The sequence below is a fragment of the Frankia sp. Allo2 genome, from assembly GCF_000733325.1.
Classification (GTDB): domain Bacteria; phylum Actinomycetota; class Actinomycetes; order Frankiales; family Frankiaceae; genus Frankia; species Frankia casuarinae.
This window is the reverse complement of sequence record NZ_JPHT01000001.1, coordinates 182,877-201,696: the sequence shown is the minus strand read 5'-3', so window position 1 is coordinate 201,696 and position 18,820 is coordinate 182,877. Positions and strand designations below refer to the sequence as shown.

20 protein-coding genes and 1 tRNA gene are annotated in these 18,820 nt (G+C 70.5%); 7 read left to right on the top strand and 14 right to left on the bottom strand.

Features of this window, described 5'->3' with window-relative positions:
- Nucleotides 1-63 precede the first annotated feature (63 nt).
- Complete coding sequence (locus ALLO2_RS00810) at nt 64-273, top strand: hypothetical protein (protein WP_023839978.1); 210 nt, start codon at nt 64-66, stop codon at nt 271-273.
- A complete protein-coding gene (locus tag ALLO2_RS00805) occupies nt 273-1,532 on the top strand; it encodes a tyrosine-type recombinase/integrase (protein WP_051874760.1) in 1,260 nt (419 codons plus the stop codon). The genes ALLO2_RS00810 and ALLO2_RS00805 overlap by 1 nt, the downstream gene beginning before the upstream one ends.
- Nucleotides 1,533-1,608: 76 nt before the next feature.
- Here the strand turns inward: ALLO2_RS00805 and ALLO2_RS00800 are convergent.
- The 3 genes from ALLO2_RS00800 to ALLO2_RS00790 all read right to left on the bottom strand — a co-directional run bounded on the left by ALLO2_RS00800 (nt 1,609) and on the right by ALLO2_RS00790 (nt 4,105).
- Nucleotides 1,609-1,681 (bottom strand) — tRNA-Ala (locus tag ALLO2_RS00800).
- Between the two features lie 317 nt (nt 1,682-1,998).
- Nucleotides 1,999-3,063 (bottom strand): ParA family protein, encoded by a 1,065-nt coding sequence (locus tag ALLO2_RS00795; protein ID WP_011438861.1) that lies wholly within the window; start codon nt 3,061-3,063, stop codon nt 1,999-2,001.
- Between the two features lie 187 nt (nt 3,064-3,250).
- Nucleotides 3,251-4,105: a maleylpyruvate isomerase family mycothiol-dependent enzyme gene (locus tag ALLO2_RS00790; protein ID WP_023839976.1), complete on the bottom strand. Its 855-nt coding sequence runs from the start codon at nt 4,103-4,105 to the stop codon at nt 3,251-3,253.
- Nucleotides 4,106-4,329: 224 nt separating this feature from the next.
- Here ALLO2_RS00790 and ALLO2_RS00785 point away from each other — a divergent pair, with 224 nt between their 5' ends.
- Complete coding sequence (locus tag ALLO2_RS00785; RefSeq protein WP_011438863.1) at nt 4,330-4,677, top strand: hypothetical protein; 348 nt, start codon at nt 4,330-4,332, stop codon at nt 4,675-4,677.
- A gap of 79 nt (nt 4,678-4,756) precedes the next feature.
- Here ALLO2_RS00785 and ALLO2_RS00780 read toward each other — a convergent pair whose 3' ends face one another.
- Together ALLO2_RS00780 and ALLO2_RS00775 are read right to left on the bottom strand one after the other, a co-directional pair.
- On the bottom strand, nt 4,757-4,903 hold the full coding sequence (locus ALLO2_RS00780; protein ID WP_035729042.1) for a DLW-39 family protein: 147 nt from the start codon (nt 4,901-4,903) through the stop codon (nt 4,757-4,759).
- 101 nt (nt 4,904-5,004) lie between these two features.
- Entirely contained in the window at nt 5,005-5,796 is a 792-nt protein-coding gene (locus ALLO2_RS00775) for a nuclease-related domain-containing protein (protein ID WP_035729040.1), read from the bottom strand.
- Between the two features lie 386 nt (nt 5,797-6,182).
- On the opposite strand from ALLO2_RS00775, the gene egtA reads away from it, so the two are divergent.
- The 4 genes from egtA to egtD all read left to right on the top strand — a co-directional run bounded on the left by egtA (nt 6,183) and on the right by egtD (nt 11,027).
- Nucleotides 6,183-7,691, top strand: coding sequence for an ergothioneine biosynthesis glutamate--cysteine ligase EgtA (gene egtA / locus ALLO2_RS00770; protein WP_035729038.1), 1,509 nt, complete (start codon nt 6,183-6,185; stop codon nt 7,689-7,691).
- Nucleotides 7,673-9,136, top strand: coding sequence for an ergothioneine biosynthesis protein EgtB (gene egtB, locus ALLO2_RS00765; protein WP_084588316.1), 1,464 nt, complete (start codon nt 7,673-7,675; stop codon nt 9,134-9,136). The genes egtA and egtB overlap by 19 nt, the downstream gene beginning before the upstream one ends.
- 30 nt (nt 9,137-9,166) lie before the next feature.
- Complete coding sequence (gene egtC / locus ALLO2_RS00760; RefSeq protein WP_035729036.1) at nt 9,167-9,904, top strand: ergothioneine biosynthesis protein EgtC; 738 nt, start codon at nt 9,167-9,169, stop codon at nt 9,902-9,904.
- A 43-nt stretch (nt 9,905-9,947) separates the two neighbouring features.
- Entirely contained in the window at nt 9,948-11,027 is a 1,080-nt protein-coding gene (gene egtD, locus ALLO2_RS00755; RefSeq protein WP_157493225.1) for an L-histidine N(alpha)-methyltransferase, read from the top strand.
- Between the two features lie 58 nt (nt 11,028-11,085).
- Here the strand turns inward: egtD and ilvD are convergent, their stop codons facing one another.
- From ilvD to ALLO2_RS00710, 9 genes are all read right to left on the bottom strand, one after another.
- Nucleotides 11,086-12,939, bottom strand: coding sequence for a dihydroxy-acid dehydratase (ilvD, locus tag ALLO2_RS00750; protein ID WP_035729311.1), 1,854 nt, complete (start codon nt 12,937-12,939; stop codon nt 11,086-11,088).
- A gap of 197 nt (nt 12,940-13,136) precedes the next feature.
- Nucleotides 13,137-13,976 (bottom strand): hypothetical protein, encoded by an 840-nt coding sequence (locus tag ALLO2_RS28000; protein ID WP_051874758.1) that lies wholly within the window; start codon nt 13,974-13,976, stop codon nt 13,137-13,139.
- 27 nt (nt 13,977-14,003) lie between these two features.
- A complete protein-coding gene (locus ALLO2_RS00740; protein ID WP_035729034.1) occupies nt 14,004-14,351 on the bottom strand; it encodes an antibiotic biosynthesis monooxygenase in 348 nt (115 codons plus the stop codon).
- Nucleotides 14,352-14,517: 166 nt separating this feature from the next.
- Complete coding sequence (gene dnaB / locus ALLO2_RS00735; protein WP_011438872.1) at nt 14,518-15,876, bottom strand: replicative DNA helicase; 1,359 nt, start codon at nt 15,874-15,876, stop codon at nt 14,518-14,520.
- A 610-nt stretch (nt 15,877-16,486) separates the two neighbouring features.
- The gene (gene rplI / locus ALLO2_RS00730) at nt 16,487-16,933 is read right to left on the bottom strand and encodes a 50S ribosomal protein L9 (RefSeq protein WP_035729030.1); all 447 of its coding nucleotides are present in this window, start codon (nt 16,931-16,933) and stop codon (nt 16,487-16,489) included.
- Between the two features lie 9 nt (nt 16,934-16,942).
- Entirely contained in the window at nt 16,943-17,179 is a 237-nt protein-coding gene (gene rpsR, locus ALLO2_RS00725) for a 30S ribosomal protein S18 (protein ID WP_011438874.1), read from the bottom strand.
- 50 nt (nt 17,180-17,229) lie between these two features.
- Nucleotides 17,230-17,787, bottom strand: a complete 558-nt coding sequence (locus ALLO2_RS00720; protein ID WP_023839971.1) for a single-stranded DNA-binding protein — start codon at nt 17,785-17,787, stop codon at nt 17,230-17,232.
- Between the two features lie 63 nt (nt 17,788-17,850).
- On the bottom strand, nt 17,851-18,177 hold the full coding sequence (gene rpsF, locus ALLO2_RS00715) for a 30S ribosomal protein S6 (protein ID WP_011438876.1): 327 nt from the start codon (nt 18,175-18,177) through the stop codon (nt 17,851-17,853).
- Nucleotides 18,178-18,427: 250 nt separating this feature from the next.
- A complete protein-coding gene (locus ALLO2_RS00710) occupies nt 18,428-18,766 on the bottom strand; it encodes a hypothetical protein (RefSeq protein WP_011438877.1) in 339 nt (112 codons plus the stop codon).
- Nucleotides 18,767-18,820 lie beyond the last annotated feature (54 nt).

Sequence of the window (18,820 nt, the reverse complement as noted above, 5' to 3'; positions counted from 1 at the left end):
GACGCCACCTGCGGCCCGCGTGTGCCTTCCCCGTTCTTCTTTCGGCAAGGAGCTGCATTCGTCATGCCTACCAACCACGACGGACACCCGACGATGAGTCTGCAACAGGCTCTNCGGGAGCATCTCGACCGTGCCCGCGCCGGACAGGGCCGGCTCTACCCACAGCCCGAGGGAGAGAACAAGTTCGCCTGCGACATGGGCGACAGCCGCTACGGCTGCGCGTGGTGCGACAACATCGAATGGCCCGACGGCAACCCCCTGGACGCCGACTGATGGCCGAGANGAAGAACGACCCGGACAACCAGGCGGCGGCGGACCAGAAGAAGAGTCGACGCGCGCACGGCGAGGGTGGGCTTTACCAGCGGGCCAGCGACGGCCGCTGGGTCGGTGTCGTCGACCTCGGGTGGATCGACGGCAAGCGGCGTCGCCGGACGGTCTACGGCCGGACTCAGAAGGAAGCCCGTGACAAGATGGCGGAGCTACGCAAAGCGGCCGACAAGGGCCAGGACCTCGCCGCGAAGCCACAGACGGTCGCACAGTGGCTGGCCTATTGGCTCGNCGAGATCAAGGCCCATGACGGCACGCGGCCGTCGACCCTCGCGCGCTATCAGTACGCGATCGACGGGCACATCGTGCCGGTACTCGGCAAGATCCGGTTGGACAAGCTCACCCCGGCTGACGTCCGCCGGCTGCACGCCGCGCGCCGGGACTCGATGAAGCCGGCAAGCCTGGCCAAGGTTCACGCGGTCCTGCGGGCGGCGCTCACCGACGCGGAACGGATGGACCTGGTGAGCCGGAACGTCGCGAAGTCGGTCCAGGCACCCAAGCTCGGCGACGCGGAACCGCGGGAGCTGATGGTAGAACAGGCGCGCCGGTTCCTCGACGTCGCGGCCGGCGATCGGCTGGAAGCGCTGTTCGTGGTCGCGCTGACGATGGGCCTACGCCGTGGCGAACTGCTCGGCCTGCGCTGGGACGATGTCGACCTCGACGCGGGGACCCTGCGCGTCGTCCGCTCGGCGCAGCGCGTTTCTGGCACGCTCCGCCTGGTCGAGACGAAGACGCGGGGCTCGCGGCGCCCTGTACCGATTCCGGCAACGACGGTCGAGGCGCTCCGGCGGCACCNGAAATATCAAGAGCAGGAGCGCGCGGACGCGGGCACGGCCTGGAAGGAGAACGGTCTCGTCTTCGCGTCCACGGTCGGCACGCTGATGGAACCGCGCAACGTGACGCGCCGCGTCCAGCAGTTGCGTGGGCGGGCGAGCCTTCCCACGCTTCGGCTCCACGACTTCCGCCACGCCTGCGCCAGCTTCCTCCTGGCGGCCGGCGTCGAACCCCGCACCGTCATGGAGATCCTCGGCCACGCCACCATGCGCATGACCATGGAGCGCTACGGCCACGCGCTCCCCGAGCGTCTGCGCGCCGCGTCCGACGCGATGGACAAGCTGATGACGGCGTCTGACGATGACGCGGACGGCCAAGGCGGCGAGCCAGACGACCGGCCGGACTCGGGCGACTCCGACGAACGCTCGTAGCGGCTGGGCTACACGATTGGCTACATAACGATCAAAGAGGGCGTCACTGCCGGTGATACCAGCAGGTCAGCCGCGGTGGAGACGAGGGGACTCGAACCCCTAACCCCTGCCTTGCAAAGGCAGTGCTCTGCCAATTGAGCTACGCCCCCCGCGGGACGCACTCCGGCCGGGACGGAACCACCCGACGATGACCACCTCGGCGAAGCGCTTCACAAGCGTACGGCATGACGGTCTCCTCGGACGTTGGTCCGGCACGGGAACCATAGGGGGACACCGATGCTCGGGTTGATCCGGTCTTCCGGCGATCACAGTGCCCGCCTACGACCATCGGGCCCCGCGGGCGCCCTGTGGATAACCGGGCCGCGACTCCCCCAATCGCCACCCTGTGGATAACCGGCCCGCCGACGCCGCCGTCAGCGATGGCTACGGCTACGGCCGTGCCGGCACCGGCCGCGAGGCCCGTCGGTCAGGACCGGCGCAGGGTCGGATCGATGAAGGCCAGCCGCTCCCGCACCTTAACCGCGAGATCCCGGAAGTCGGAGTAGCAGCGCCGCACCGCGCTCTGCGTACCGCCGAGTGCGCCGTCTCCGGCCCGCAGCTCGAACATCGGCTTACGGGCGTCGTGCGCCAGCGGGATCAGGTTCGCGTAGTGCCCCAGGGTGGCGATCTCGAAGGAACGGTCATGCGGTCCGGGGTTCCCGCTGGTGAGCACCGAGGTCGCGAACACCTCGGGAATCCGGTCGAGCCACCGGTCGTGCGCCTTCGCCGGCCGGTCGGTCCGCGTCGGCGGCTGCATCACGATGTACCCGATCGGCATCATCAGCCCGCGCGGGGCCGAGATACGCTCGGGAATCTTCGGCAGCACCATGCCCTGCCAGGTGGAACGCCACTCCCGCAGTGTGGGGCCGAGGTTGCGCAGCCCTCGCAGCGAGAATAGGTCCGCCGTCAGTGGCATGAGCACGGTGTCGGCGGACAGCAGCGCGGCCCGGTTGATGGCCCCCAGATTGGGCCCCACGTCGATGAGCACGATCTCGGCGCCGACCGAGCGGGCACCATGGTCGATGACCCGGTGCAAAGCCGTCGTCGTACGCAGCGCCGCGATGTCCTTGCCGAGGAAGCTGTTCGGCCAGGCGGCCGACAGCCGGTCCTCGAAGACGCTCAGCTCGACGTCGCCGGGCAGCAGCCACAGACCGTCCTCGATCGTCACCGGATCGAAGAGCGTGACGTCCCCGACCCCCTCCATGATTGGCCCGATCGCCGTCGCCATCGTCCCCGTACCGGGGACGATCCGAACCGGGCGCACGTCGAGGTCGATGATGGACTTCGGCGCGGACGACGCGGTGACCTCCGGCTCCTCCCACAGCTGGGTCAGCTCGTCCTCGTCGAGGAACTGGGCGGTCAGGTTCGCCTGCGGATCGAGATCGACCGCGAGCACCCGGTGACCCATGCGCTGCAGCATGTGCGCCAGGTGGTAGGCGAGGGTCGTCTTACCGACGCCGCCCTTGTTGTTGAACAAGGCCATCGTGATCATGAAAAGCCCCGGCCGCGATCCCCACGTCGCCCGCGCGCCGCCTCACCCCAGTTGTCCCTGTTGTCCAACACGGCAGACATTGTCGCGCTAGCCGGAAACCTCAGAAGAAGCCCGCCCCGTCGCGGGTCCCGCCGGCCCCCGACCCGGGACACCGAGCGGCCGGCCGGTCAGTCCGAGAAAGCGCCGGTCATTCCCAGGGGGCGAGGGTGGGCCAGTCCGGCCGGCCCGGGTCCCGGCCGGCGAGCCAGCGCAGCGTCGGCCTGGTAGGCGCGTCGACGACCACGCGCCGCTGCCCGCGACCGACGGCGGTCGACGGCCGGTCCCCCGGCGCCAGCACGACGGTGATCTCCGGGGGTACTCGGGCCGGCAGCCCGCGCAGGGTCCACTCCCATTCGGCCTGGACGTAGGCCGGGCTCAGGTCCGCCCAGCCGGGACCGCCGAGATCGGCAAGATCGAGGTCGACGAGGTGTATCTCGGTCTCCCGCCAGCGGAGGAAGACCAGATCGGCAAGGGTCGTCAGGCCATAGGTGGCGGTGTGCCCGAGACCCGTGCGCCAGACGTCGACCTGCACGCCGTCCCAGGCCCGCTCCAGCCGGGTCACCGCGGCCACCAGGTCGTCGCGGACGTGCGCGGCGGGCAGATCGCGACCGGCGGCGATGCCGTCCTCCCGCTGCCGCGCGCCCCCGGGATACTGGGCCCGGATCCCACCGGCCCGGGCGGCTTCGACCATGCCGGTGTGACCGTCCGCGTTGCGGGCCAGGTGGGTGAGCAGATGACCGACCGTCCAGCCCGGCAGGCCCAACGGACGGCGCACGACGACGTCGTCCAGCCGGCCGGCCACCTCCAGCAGACGCCGATGGGCCGCCGCGCATCCGGCGAGCCGATCGTGCGGAACCACCGAGGGGAGGTAGGAGGGACCGGACGGCGGCGACGTGTCGATGCTCGGCTCCTGAGCGATGCTCACGCCCGCCCCGGGGTCGGCATCAGCTCCCGCGCCGGGAACGAGGGCGTCGGACGGTCGAGACGAGGTCGGGGTGGTCATGGTTCTACGGTGCCTCCCCACGCCACCACACGCCAGGTCAAGCCTTCTGCCAGCGTCTTTACCCGCAGATTCCTTATAGTCGGCACACTCCACGCTCGAGATCCACGCCGCGCCCGACGCTCCCTCGATGGCCGACGTAACGCGGTGGAAACAGCTCCGAGCGAAAATACCCAGAGGAAGATACGGAAAGCATGCACACGGATACCCGACGGAAGGATGAGCGGATGTTCACGACTCCTCGCTTCCTGCAGGGCATTGTCCCCTTCGAGGGCAAAGGTCTGGATGTTCCGATTTCGCTTGGCTCGTCGTTCAGCTACGTCGTCCCAGCCGGCATCACCGCCCAGCCGCTCTACTTTCGGGGCGGTAACTCGACGGACGAGCTGATCTGCCCGATCCTCCTGCGGAACGGGATTCCCATGCGCTTCTTCCCGATCGGAGCACGGGGTTCAATCCACGTGCCGCTGCGCGTCGTCGAGGATTTGGTACCGGAGACGCACATCGAGCTGCACCTCGCCGCCCCGACCGGGCTGGTCGGCACCCTGGTCGTCGACGTGGGCCTAGTCGAGCTCTGAGGCCCTGAGCTGGAAGCTTTGACGGGCTGACNCCTCGGGCNCCTCGGGCCGGGGTGGCAGCCCGGCCTTGCCGCGGACCTCAGCGCCCGCCGGCCGGGGCGCCCGCCGCGGAGGTCGCCTCCCGCCAGAGGTCGATCTCCTCCTTGCCCCTGCCGCGGCGCCGGACGGCGGTCAGCGCGGCTCCGGCGCTCGCCAGTAGAGCCAGCACGGTCACCTTGCGAACCATCTCGTCTCCTTCGTAGGCCNCCTTCNCCCAACGGTATCCCGCCCGCCGGCACCGTGGTCGGACCGGGTCGCATCGTCCTGATCAACGTCACTGCGAACCGATCAACGCCGCAGCAGGCCACGCAGCCGGGATCGGGCCGGCCAGGACGGCGGGGGTCCCGACACCGCATAGGCCGGGAACACCCGCCCGGCCACGTCGACCAGCATCGCCACGTCGATGGGCCGAAGCACGACCCCGGCGGAGAGCACGTAGTCGGCCACCCCGGTGGTGGGCAGCAACAGCACGCCCTCGACGAGGGCCAAGCCGGCGGGAAGATCCGCGCGGGCGAAGGCTACGACCGGCTGGACCTCCAGCTGCCAGCCCGCCGGCAGTTCCGCGAGGAGCTGCGCGGTGGCCTCCTCGCCCATCCACGCGACCAGCCCCAGCATCGCCCGCAATGGAACCTTGCCGGCCCAGACCCCGGCGGTGTTCTGGCGGATCGGTCCCGGATGGGCGTCGGTCTCGATCACCCAGGCCCCGGATGGCCCGATGACGAGATGGTCGATATTGCCGGCCGAGTCGGCCAGCGCACGGTCGTGCAGGACGGTGTAGCCGGCCCGGGCCAGACGGTCCAACGCCCGTGCGGTGCTGCGTTCGGCCTCCGCGTCCTCGCGCCAGGCCTCGATCTCCGGCGGGGACCGGAGAAACCGGGTCGCCGCGACGAGGACCACCACGACGGCCGAGATGATCGCGAGCTGCACGGCCACGAGCGCGGGCAGCCCGGCCAGGAGGATGACCACGGCGACGANGNGGGTGACGNCNCCCGCCGTGGCCCCGGCGACGGCCATCGCCCGCCGTTTATGATCGCTGCGCTCGGCGACGTAGAGCTGCTTGCGCCGCAGGTACTCGGCCATGGCCGAACGTCCCGCTGACTGCCGATCGGACACGTCCGCGGTCACCACCTCCCGGCGCCGTCACGACGCCGTTGCGCTCGGCGTTGTCTCCGGGTCCGGAACCGGCTCCGCCGTCAGCCAATCACGGCGCGCTGCCGACTCCCGGTCCGTCCCGGTCCGTCCCGGCCACCATTCCATCGAATACACAACAGCGACAGGGTCAAGGGCGTGGAATATGCGAGGGAGAAGAACGTTGGAAACACATCTATACCACCCATCGGCGAGACGGCCGAGGCGACACCGGGTACGGCGGCCGGGTAGGGGGCCGGCGGCGCAGGGGAGAACCCACCGGAGGCCGCCGTCGGGCGCGGTGTCGAACAGTTGCAGTGCCGGAGAGGAGCCACAGGATGCCACGCCACGTGACACCCGAGGGGATCCGGAATGACGAGCCGCAGCCACCACACCCTCACTCACAGCCGCAGCGGCGGGCGATCGACACCGACCAGGTATGGGCCTTCGCGGCCGGCTGCGTCACGCCGGTCCACGGGACAGGCGATGAGGCGGCCTACGGGAACGACCGCGGGAACGACCGCAAGGGCATCCGGGGGAACGACCGCAAGGACACCCGGGGAAACGGTGGCCCGACGGTACCGGGAGGATGCGTCGGCATCGAGACGGAGTGGCTGATCGTCGACACGCAGGCAGTCCACTGTCTGATCCCGCCGGCCCGCACGCTGGCGTCCCTCGCCCGGATNCCCGGGACCNCCCCGGGTCCCGGCGGGCCGGTCCTGCCCGGGGGCAGCCGCATCACCTTCGAGCCCGGCGGCCAACTGGAGCTGTCCGGGCCGCCGGCCGAGCTCACCGCGGCCGTGCGGGCGAGCTCCGCCGATCTGAACCTGGTCCGCTCCGCCCTGGCGGTCGACGGCCTGGCCCTCGTCGGCATGGGGGTCGATCCCCTGCGCGTCGGGATGCGGCAGACCACCGCGTCCCGATACNCGGCGATGGAGGAGCATTTCCGGACCGGGGGCGGGGCGTCCGGCACGGTGATGATGTACTCGACCGCCTCCGTCCAGGTCAACCTGGACCTCGGCGGCTCGCCTGCCGAGGCGGCGCGGCGGTTCCAACTCGTCCACGCTCTCGGCCCGGTCCTCACCGCCCTGTTCGCCGCCTCACCCGCGTACGCCGGCCGCCGGACCGGATGGCGGTCGACCCGCCAGGCGGTGTGGGACGGCATCGACGCGAGCCGAACCCGGCCCGTCGCGGCCGCTCTCACGGCCCCGGGGTCCGGGGACACCGAGCCCGATCTCGTCGACCTGTGGGCGCGGTACCTGCTCGACGCCAAGCTGATGATGGTCGAGAATCCCGCCAGGGCCGGCAACCCCGAAGACGATCATCATTTCGTCCCGGTCCGGGACGACTCAACCTTCGGGGACTGGCTCGCCGGCCGCGGCCCGGTCACCCGTCCCCCGACCCGCGAGGATCTCTCCTACCATGCGACCACGGTGTTCCCCCCGGTCCGACCGCGTGGCTGGTGGGAACTGCGCTACCTCGACGCGCAACCGGGTGACGGCTGGCAGGCTGCCGTCGCGATGCCGACGGTACTGCTTGACGACCCGGTCGCCGCGGACGGAGCGTTCGAGGCGTGCCTGGCCGTCGCGCATCGCTGGCCGGCCGCGGCGATGCTCGGCATGGCCGACGAGCCCCTGCGACGCGCGGCGGTGCGCTGCGTCGACCTGGCCGTGAGCGCCCTGCGCCGCCGCGGCGCGACCGATCTCGCCGAGACGGTCGAGTCGTTCGCCGGGCGCTACCTCGACCGCGGCCGATGTCCGGCCGACGAACTGACCGAACGACTTCTCGCGATCGGCCCGGCCGGTCTGCTGCGTGAGGAGGCCCACCGGTGCGTCTCACTCGTCTGACCCGGTCCCCGGCATCCCTGGCATCCCCAGCCGCCCCGGCCGACCGGGAGACCGCCGCCGACCAGGATGCGAAGCCGATCCGGGAGGCGAAGCCGATCACCGCCGACACCGTCGCCGACGCCCTGCGGACCGCACGCCAGCGTTCACTCACGTACACCGACATCGCCGCGGAGGATCTCCTCCGCCAGCACTCGCCGCTGATGTCCCCGCTGGTCTGGGACCTCGCCCACGTCGGCAACTACGAGGATCTCTGGCTGGTGCGCGCGCTGGCCGGCGGCACNGGGACGCGGCCGGGGCTCGACGACATCTACGACGCGTTCCGGCACAGCCGCGCGAGCCGCAGCCGGCTGGCCCTGCTCGGCCCCGCCGAGACCAGGGCGTACCTGCACGAGGTCCGCGGCCGCACTCTCGACCTCCTCGACCGGTTCGGACCCGACCGGTTCGGACCGATGGCTGGCGCCGGCGCGGAAACCGCTGCCGTACCGGAGCGGGAACGACTGCTCGCCGACGGCTTCGTCTACGGCATGGTCGTGCAGCACGAGCACATGCACGACGAAACGATGCTCGCCACGCACCAGCTCCGCCAGGGACCGCCGGTACTTGCTCCCGGCGCGGCGCCACCGCCCGGCCGCCGGGTGCCGCGGCCGGAGGTCCTCGTGCCGGGCGGCGAGTTCACCCTCGGCACCAGTATCCATCCCTGGGCCTTCGACAACGAGGGTCCCGCCCACCGCGTCCACCTCCCCGCGTTCTGGATCGACACCCTCCCCGTCTCCAACCGGGCGCAGATCGCCTTCATCGACGCCGGCGGATACGACGACGAGCGGCTCTGGTCGGCGGCGGGATGGGAATGGCGCCAGACGGAGGGCCTGAGCGCGCCCGCGTTCTGGTGGCGCGAGGGCGGCACCTGGCTGCGCCGCCGGTTCGGCCGGGTCGAGCCGGTTCCCCTCGACGAGCCGGTCCAGCACGTGTGCTGGTACGAGGCCGAGGCGCATGCCCGCTGGGCCGGCAGGCGGCTACCGACCGAGGCCGAGTGGGAGAAGGCCGCCGCCTACGACCCGGTCACCGGACGTTCACGGCGGTATCCGTGGGGGGNCACCGATCCGACTCCGGAGCGTGCCAATCTGGGCAACTGGACGAGCGGCCCGGCCCCGCTGGGGGCCTATCCCGCGGGCGCGAGTCCCTGCGGAGCCGAACAGATGATCGGGGACGTCTGGNAATGGACGGCGAGCGGGTTCACGCCGTACCCGGGCTTCGTGTCTTACCCCTACCGGGAGTACAGCGAGGTCTTCTTTCCGAAGGCCGGGCGGGAGTCGTCCTTCCGCGTCCTGCGCGGAGGCAGCTGGGCGACGGACGCCGTCGCCGTCCGCGCCACGTTCCGGAACTGGGACTACCCGATCCGCCGGCAGATCTTCGCCGGATTCCGGCTGGCCCGCGACGCCGGGTGACGAACGAGCACGCGTGCGAAGGAGACCTCGGTGTGCCGGCACCTCGCCTGGATCGGAACGCCACGGACCCTGGCGGGGCTGACCTTGGAGCGTCCGTACAGCCTGCTGCGCCAGTCGTGGTCGCCGAGGCGGATGCGCCACGGCACGGTGAACGCCGACGGGTTCGGAGTCGGCTGGTACGCCCCGGCGCTGCGGGCGGCGCCGGCCCGGTTCCGCCGGGCCGTGCCGATGTGGACGGACGCCTCGTACGCCTCGATCGCCGGCGCGGTCGCCTCCGGCTGCGTGCTGGCGGCCGTGCGTAGCGCCACCGTCGGCATGCCGATCGAAGAAAGCGCGACGGCTCCCTTCACCGACGGCCACCGGCTGCTCAGCCACAACGGCCGGGTCGACCCGGTGGCCGTCCGGCGGATGCTGCGCGACCGGCCCGACGCTCCGGTCCCGGACTCGACGTGCGACTCCGCGCTGCTCGCCGCGCTGGTGTGGGAGCACGCCGGGAAGCGTCCACTCGCCGAGGCGGTCGCCGAGGTCGTGCTGTCGCTGGACGCGGCGGGTTCGGGCGAGCGGGCCCGGCTGAACCTGCTGGTGGNGGATGGAACCCAGATCGTGGCGACCGCCTGGCGGGACAGCCTGTCATACCGGAGGGAGAAGGATGGAGTCCTGGTCGCAAGCGAACCAGACGATGACGAACCGGGCTGGGTGGACGTTCCGGACCATCACCTCCTGGTAGCCGACACACATCAAGTCACTCTTCGTAACATGATCTCCTAGATCAGTTACCGTGGGTTGCACCACGTTGATGGAGGGTACATCCATGACACCAAGGACTCCGACAACCACCCGAGCGGATGATGCCGTCCCTGAGGGGACGGGCGCGAACGGCACGGCGGAGATCCCGTTCCCGGGCCTCTCCGTCGACCGCCACCTGCACGAGTCGGATCGCGCCGTCACGCTGGCCCGCGACGTGCTCGCCGGCCTCACCGCGAGCCCCCGCGAGCTGCCGCCGAAGTGGTTCTACGACACCACCGGCGGCATGCTGTTCGACAAGATCACCCGGTTGGCGGAGTACTACCCGACCCGGCGGGAACGGGCCATCCTGGTCAGTTACGCCGACGAGATCGCGGCTGCCTGTCCGGCCGACACCCTCGTCGAGCTGGGATCGGGAACCTCCGACAAGACCAGGCTGCTGCTCGACGCGCTGCGGGCGGCCGGCAACCTCCGCCGTTTCATCCCCTTCGATGTCGACGAGGCGGCCCTGGTGCGGGCAGGTCGCGGAATCCTCACCACCTACCCGGGGCTCTCCGTGGCGGCCGTGGTCGGGGACTTCGAACGGCATCTGCACCAGTTGCCCCGAGGTGGCCATCGGTTGCTCGCCTTCCTCGGCGGCACGGTCGGCAATCTGCGCCCTGCGCAGCGGCAGAACCTCCTCCGTACGCTGCGCGAGCAGGCCGAGAGCTCCGACGCCCTACTACTGGGAACGGACCTCGTCAAGGACGTCGACCGCCTCGTCGCCGCGTACGACGACGGTGCCGGGGTCACCGCCGCTTTCAACCGCAATGNGCTGACGGTGATCAACCGGGAACTCGGGGGCGACTTCGACATCCGCGGATTCGCGCATGTGGCGGTCTGGAACGCCGAGAACTCCTGGATCGAGATGCGGCTACGTTCCGTTCGGGAGCAGCGCGTCTCGATCGCGACCCTCGCCGTTACGGTCGACTTCCAACCGGGGGAGGAGATCCTCACCGAGATCAGCGCTAAGTTCACCCTGGACGGCATCGCCTCGGAGCTTGCGCTGGCGGGCTGGGCGGTGGCGCGGCAGTGGACGGATCCCGATGGGGATTTTGCCGTGACGCTCGCGACGCCGTCGTCCGCCCCCGCCGCCGTCCCGGTCTGAACCCGTCCCGGTCCGAACCAGGCCCGGTCCGAACCAGGCCCGCCCGGACGCCGCCTCATCAGCCGCCGAGCAGACCGACGTCGCGCGCGGCACCGGTGGAGGCCGAGGTCGCCATCGCCGCATAGGCCCGCAGCGCCATGGACACCGGCCGTTCCCGCCCGGTGGGACGGTAGCCGCCGGCCGCCTCCAGCGCCGCGCGTCGGCTCGCCAGCTCCTCGTCGGAGACCACGAGCTCCAGCCGGCGGGCCGGGATGTCGATCTCGATGATGTCCCCGTCGCGGACCAGGGCGATCGTCCCGCCGTGGGCCGCCTCCGGGGAGACGTGACCGATCGACAGTCCGGAGCTCCCGCCGGAGAACCGGCCGTCGGTGATCAGGGCGCACTTCGGGCCGAGACCGCGGCCCTTGAGGAACGCGGTGGGGTAGAGCATCTCCTGCATCCCCGGACCGCCGCGAGGGCCCTCGTAGCGGACGATGATCACATTCCCGGCCTTGACCCGCCCGGTGAGGATGGCGTCGACCGCTTCTTCCTGGCTCTCGACCACGAGCGCCGGGCCGCGGAAGGTCCACTGGCCCTCGTCCACACCGGCCGTCTTCACGACGGCGCCCTCGACGGCCAGGTTGCCGAACAGCACCGCGAGCCCACCCTCGGCGGAGTAGGCGTGCTCGACCGAACGGATGCAACCGTCCCTGGCGTCGGTGTCAAGGGTGTCCCACCGATTGGTGGAGCTGAACGGCTCGATCGTGCGCACGCCACCCGGCGCCGCGTGGAACAGCTCGATCGCGTCCGGCGAGGGGCTCGGGCCGCGGACGTCCCAGCGGTCGAGGAACTCGCGCAGGCTCGCGGAGTGCACCGTGTGCGGGTCCGGGTCGAGCAGCCCGGCCCGGTCGAGCTCGCCGAGGATCGCGGGGATGCCGCCCGCCCGGTGGACGTCCTCCATGTAGTAACGGGTGGAGCTCGGCGCCACCTTGCACAGGCAGGGGACGGTGCGGGAGATCTGGTCGATGTCGGCGAGGGTGACGTCAACGCCGGCCTCGACGGCGGCGGCCAACAGATGCAGCACGGTGTTCGTCGAGCCGCCCATCGCCACGTCGACCGCGAAGGCGTTACGGAAGGCGGCGGCGGTCGCGATCGACCGGGGCAGGACCGCCTCGTCGTCCTTCTCGTAATAGCGCCGCGCCAGGTCGACCACGAGGCGCCCGGCCTCGACGAACAGCTCACGGCGGGCGGCGGCGGNGGCCAGGGNCGACCCGTTGCCGGGCAGGGACAGCCCGATCGCCTCGGTCAGGCAGTTCATCGAGTTCGCCGTGAACATGCCGGAGCAGGATCCACACGTCGGGCAGGCCGAACGCTCGATCGTCGACAGGTCGCCGTCCGAGACGTCCGGGTTGACCGCCGCCGACATCGCGGTGATGAGGTCCAGCCTGGACCGAGCCGTGCCGCCGGAGATGACCGCGTTGCCCGACTCCATCGCTCCGCCGGAGACGAACACGGTCGGGATGTTCAGCCGCAGTGCCGCGAGCAGCATCCCCGGGGTGATCTTGTCGCAGTTGGAGATGCAGACCAGGGCGTCGGCGCAGTGGGCGTTCACCATGTACTCGACGCTGTCGGCGATGAGCTCGCGGGACGGCAGCGAGTAGAGCATCCCGCCATGCCCCATCGCGATGCCGTCGTCCACGGCAATGGTGTTGAACTCGCGCGCCACCCCACCGGCCTCGGCCACCGCCCCGGCCACCAGCGAGCCAAGGTTACGCAAGTGCACATGCCCCGGGACGAACTCGGTGAAGCTGTTAGCCACGGCGACGATCGGCTTGCCAAAGTCGTCGTCGGTCATCCCGGTCGCGCGCCACAGGGCGCGGGCGCCGGCCATGTTCCGGCCGTGGGTGGTGGTGCGGGAGCGCAGGGCGGGCATCTCGACCTCGAAGATCAATTCAGTGGCACTGCTGGCGGGGACCGCCGGCACTGACAGACGATGACACGACGGTACGCCACCGCCCGGACGGGTCCAGCCTGCCGTGTCGCGCCGCCCGGCCCGCCGGGCGGCGAACGACGAGCGACGGAATCAGGCGCCAGAGACCAGGAACCGGACCAGAAATCAAGAACCCGTGATCAGGAATCAGGGTCCGCCTCGGCCGGTGGCGGGGACGGGGGCGCGCCGGGTGGTAGGCCCCCCGGTCTGGGCCCGCTGGGCGGAACGGCCCAGGGGTAGCCGGCGATCCGCCGACCGGCCCCGCGACCGCCGTCCGGTGCCGCCCGATGACCCGCGGGCCCAGACTGATNCCCCGGCTGACCGGGATCACCCGCCCCGCCTGCCGGGTCGTCTTCTCCCCCGCCCGGACCGTCTTCTCCCCCGCCCGGACCGTCTCCTCCCCCGCCCGGACCGTCTCCTCCCCCGCCCGGGCGGGGCTGATCCGGCTGCGTAAGCGAATATCCGGCGGTCTCGGGATACCCGGATGGACCTCTCGCGACCGGCCCGGCCTGCGGCATGGGGGGGTACGGGTGGCCGGGCTGATGCGGATAACCCGGCTGCACCGGCGGGCCGGGGTAACCCGGCTGCACCGGCGGGCCGGGGTAACCCGGCTGCACCGGCGGGCCAGGGTAACCCTGCTGGACCGGCTGGACCGGGCCGCCACGTCGCCTGCTCGCCACCTGCCGCGTGCCCAGTGGCCGATGCCGGCGCCACTGCCGCCGAACAGCCCAGAGGAGGGCCAGGGATGCGACGGCGCCGGCCGCCGGCGCGACGTCGTGGCCGGCGTCCAGCACCAGCAGGTAGAGGGCCATCAGCCCGCTGAAGACGTAGCCGGTGACGAAGAACGCGAAGGGCCGCAGGTTCAGCCGGCTCACCACATCCGTGTTCCGGAGCAGGATCGCCGGCACCAGCCAGATGAGGAAACCGAAGAAGAGCGCCGTAAGCGGCGCGAAAAACAGGTACCCGAGGAACGCTGCCATGATCAGAGGTCCGGCGGTCGTCGAGGGTCAGGCCGGGCCGGGAGCGGCGGGGACGTCTGCGCTGTGCGCCACCGTCGGGGTGCCGTCGAAGTACGGGCCGAGGGCGGCACGCCAGCGGACAAACCGCTCCGACTCCCGGAAGTTCGTCAGATGGGCGTCCAGGCTGTCCCACTCGACGAGCAGCACGAAACTCGACGGTGACTCGACCCCGCGGGTCATCCGCGCGGAACGACAGCCCGGCGTGCCGACGAGCTCCGCACGCACCCCGTGATACGCGGCGACGAAATCGTCCTCGCTGCCCGGTTTGATGTCGAACCGGGCAACTTCGAGGCCCGCCCCGGCGGGCCGCCCGCCGTCCCGCCTCTCACTCGCCATGGATGATCCTGAAACTCATACCGCCCAGTCTGGCAGCATCGGGAGATCTGCGGTCCGCCAACATGAACCATGACCACGCCAAACACACCCGGGCACCCACCCGGGCCGCTGGCGGGCCGCTGACGCTCTCCACCCGTGGGCCTCGTCCCGCTCCCGGGCCGAGAATTCAGTTCGCCATGTCGACGAACCGTGAGTAATGACCCTGGAAGGCGACGGTGACGGTGCCAGTCGGCCCGTTGCGGTGCTTGGCGATGATGAGGTCCGCCTCGCCGGCGCGCGCCGACTCCTTCTCGACCGTGTCCTCCCGGTACAGCAGGATCACCGCGTCGGCGTCCTGCTCCAGGCTTCCGGACTCGCGCAGGTCGGAGACCTGGGGACGCTTGTCGGCCCGCTGCTCGGAGGCGCGGTTGAGCTGGGAGATGGCGACCACCGGAACGTCGAGCTCCTTGGCGAGCAGCTTCAGCGACCGCGAGATCTCGCTGACCTCCTGCTGACGGTTCTCCACCTTCTTGGGCGACGACATCAGCTGCAGGTAGTCGAGGATCACCAGACGCAGCTCGTTACGCTGCTTCAACCGCCGGGCCTTCGCCCGGACCTCCATCATCGTCAGGTGCGGGCTGTCGTCGATGAACAGCGGGGCCTCCGCGACCTCGCCTATCCGGCGGGCCAGGCGACCCCAGTCGTCGTCGGTGAGCCGGCCCGTGCGGATGTTCTGCAGGGACACCCGCGCCTCGGCGGACAACAGCCGCATGGTGATCTCCATGCGGCTCATCTCCAGCGAAAAGATGACCGACGCCATCCCGTTCTTGATCGACGCCGCCCGGGCGAAGTCCAGGCCGAGGGTCGACTTGCCCACGGCCGGCCTGGCCGCGACGATCCACAGCTGGCCGCCGTGCAGGCCGTTGGTCAGCTCGTCGAGGTCGACGAAACCGGTGGGCACCCCGGTCAGCGAACCGTCGTGCCCCTGGATGGACTCGATCTCCTCCAACGCCGGGTTGAGCAGCTCCCCCAGCGGCAGGTAGTCCTCGTTCGTCCGGCGCTCGGTCACCTCGTACACGGCCGCCTGGGCGCGGTCGACGACGTCGCTGACGTCCGGAGCCGCGCCGTAGGCGAGCTGCACGATGCGGGTGCCGGCCTCCGCGAGGCGGCGCAGGACCGCCTTCTCCGCGACGATACGGGCGTAGTACCCGGCGTTGGCCGCAGTGGGCACGCTCGAGATGAGGGTGTGCATGTAGGCCGGACCGCCCACCCGTTCGAGCAGATCTCGGCGGCTGAGCTCGGCGGCGACGCTGATGACGTCCGCAGGCTCCCCCCGGCCGTAGAGATCGCCGATGACCTCGTACACGAGGCCGTGCGCGGGACGGTAAAAGTCACCCGTCCGCAGGACCTCGACGACGTCGGCGATGGCGTCTTTCGACAGCAGCATGCCGCCGAGCACACTCTGCTCAGCGGGCAGGTCGTGCGGGGGAGTCCGGTCGAACTCTGCACTCCCACCGGAACCACGCGAGATCTCGGTGACGCTCACGACGCACCCTCCCGGGACTCCCGTAGACCCGTATTCGAACGTATGTTCGTACAGATCGGAACCGCTGTCAACGACCGCTCCGCCCCCGACCGGCCGGGGCTTCCAGCAGGGACCGAACGGGCGGCGCCCGGTGAGCCTCTCGCCGGGCGCCGCCCGCGTCACCGAAGGAGGCCTGGCCCGATCAGGCTAGAAGTACCTTCCTCGGCCTGGAGGGTCCGACCTTACGGACCGGCGGGCACACCCACCAAAAAGTTATCCACAGGCCCTTGTGGAAAAGCTGTGGGCAACCGGCCGAAACCTGGGGAGGACATCGGGACGGAAATCGGAAACCTGTGGACACCCGAGACCACAACCTCGACGAAACCTAGCTGGCAGGCGCCTGCATCCCGAGTGCCCTGTGGATGAGAAAAAGTTTCGGATCTGGTCGTCGCCCCTTGCCCCACACACAACGAACTCCCCTGGCCGACCACCTGAGACGGTCGGCCAGGGGAGCCCGTACAGCGAGCGCGGCGGTACAGCGGGAGAAACGGCGGATGCCACCCCGTCAGACCCGCCTGNCCTCGGGCCCATCCGGCCGCGATCAGGCCCGCCCTGCCCTGGTCAGACCTGATCAGGCCTGCGTGACCTGGAGCTTCACGGTCGCGGTCACCTCGGGATGCAGATGCACGGCGACGGTGTAGGCGCCCAGGGACTTGATCGGCGTGGTGAGCTCGACGCGGCGCCGGTCGAGCTCGGGGCCACCCGCGGCGGTCACCGCCTCCACCACATCGGCCGCCGTCACGGAACCGAACAGGCGGCCTTCCTTGCCCGCCCGGCTGGTCAGCTCGACCTTGAGGCCACCGAGCTGACCGGCGATCTCCTGAGCGTGCCCGAGATCGCGAACCGCGCGGGCCGACCGGGCCCGCTTGATCTGCTCGACCTGACGCTCCGCGCCCTTGGTCGCGAGGATCGCGTACCGGCGGGGCACGAGGNAGTTACGCCCGTACCCGTTCGCGACCTCCACGATGTCACCCGGACTGCCGAGACCGGGGACCTCCTGGGTCAGGATGAGCTTCATTGCCACCCCCTACCGGGCCGAGGCGGTGTAGGGCAGCAGCGCCATCTCGCGGCTGTTCTTCACCGCCGTCGCCACGTCGCGCTGGTGCTGGCTGCAGTTACCGCTCACCCGACGGGCCCGGATCTTACCCCGGTCGGAGATGTACTTGCGCAGCAGCGAAGTGTCCTTGAAGTCGATGTAGTCGACCTTGTCCTTGCAGAAAACGCAAACCTTCTTCTTGGGCTTGCGCACGGCCGCCTTGGCCATGGGTGTGCTCCTACCTCGTTGTGTCGTTCGCGAGGACGACGACCGGCCGCTCAAAACGGTGGCTCGTCGGAGTAGCCGCCGGCCGGTTGCGACCAGGGGTCATCGATGGGTGCTCCACCACTACCGCCGCCGTAGCCGCCGCCGGCCGGAACGCCCGCGGGAACACCGGCAGGTGCGCCGGGGGGCGCGCCGGCAGGCGCGCCGTAGCCGCCTCCGCCCCCGTAACCGCCGCCACCACCGCCACGCGCGGCCTTGACGACCTTGGCGGTGGCGTAGCGCAGGCTCGGACCGATCTCGTCGACGTCGAGCTCGATCACGGTGCGCTTCTCACCCTCGCGGGTCTCGAACGACCGCTGCTTGAGGCGGCCGGTGACGATGACCCGAGCGCCCTTCTGCAGCGACTCGGCGACGTGCTCCGCCGCCTGGCGCCAGATGGAGCAGCGCAGGAACAGCGCCTCGCCGTCCTTCCACTCGTTGGTCTGGCGGTCGAGGGTGCGCGGCGTGGATGCGACGGTGAAGCTGGCGACCGCGGCACCGTTCGGGGTAAACCTCAGTTCGGGGTCGTTGGCTAGGTTGCCGACGACGGTGATGACGGTTTCACCGGCCATGGGCACTCTCCCGGAGATCGGCGGCCCACGACGGCACGGGGACTGCCGTCGCCGCGGACCGGATCATGCCGCCGCCCGGCGGCTCTGACGTGGCTTCTTCGGCTCTGGAAGCCGGATGACCTTGGTGCGCATGACCGACTCGTTGAGGACGAGCTGACGGTCGAGCTCGGCGACGACGTCGGGCTCCGCATGAAGGTCGATGACGGCGTAGATGCCTTCGTGACTCTTGGCGATCTCGTAGGCGAGCCGGCGCCGCCCCCAGACATCGACCTTCTCCACCACGCCGCCGCCCTGACGGACGACACCGAGGTACTGGTCGAGAGAGGGCGCGACAGTGCGTTCCTCGAGGTCAGCATCGAGGATCACCATGAGCTCATAATGACGTGCCAAGGCTGAACCCACCTCCTGTGGACTCTGGCGGCCACGGATCTTCCGTGGCAGGAGGGACCGCGACCGGAACCTGTGCCGTCTCGAACGTGCTCGACGCGATGGATCTGAGAGGGAACCGCCCGTCAGCACATCCGGACGATCATCAGGGCACGCGGGCCACCCGGAGGCGCGCCGACCAATCATGACGAGTGGTCGGCCTGGACCAGCGGATGGACACACGTACGCCGGCGCACGGCATGTCCGGCCGAGCTTACTCGATTCCCCCGGGGGCCCTGGCGGCCCCGACCACGAGAACCACGCGAAGCCACGCCGTGAACACCCCGGCGAGGCAGACGAGGTTCACCGTGATCAGGAGGCCACGCATGTGCCGGGAGGGGGAGGGATCCGCGAGGGCGAACACGAGCACCGCGAGCGCCGCGGCGACCGCGACCACCGCGAGCATGCGGGCAGCCAGCTGCGGACCGACGCGCCCGGACCCGGAACCGCCGTGGCTGCCCGGGGAAGAGTCGTGGTCGCTCCCGGACGGGTCGCCGCCGACGTCCCCGGTGCCGGGCTCGGGCTGACCCGGCTGGGTATCCTGCCTGTCCACAGCATTGCCTCCCGTAGTTCCAAACGCCGAAGGCGAGGCGACGGAAACCCCGCA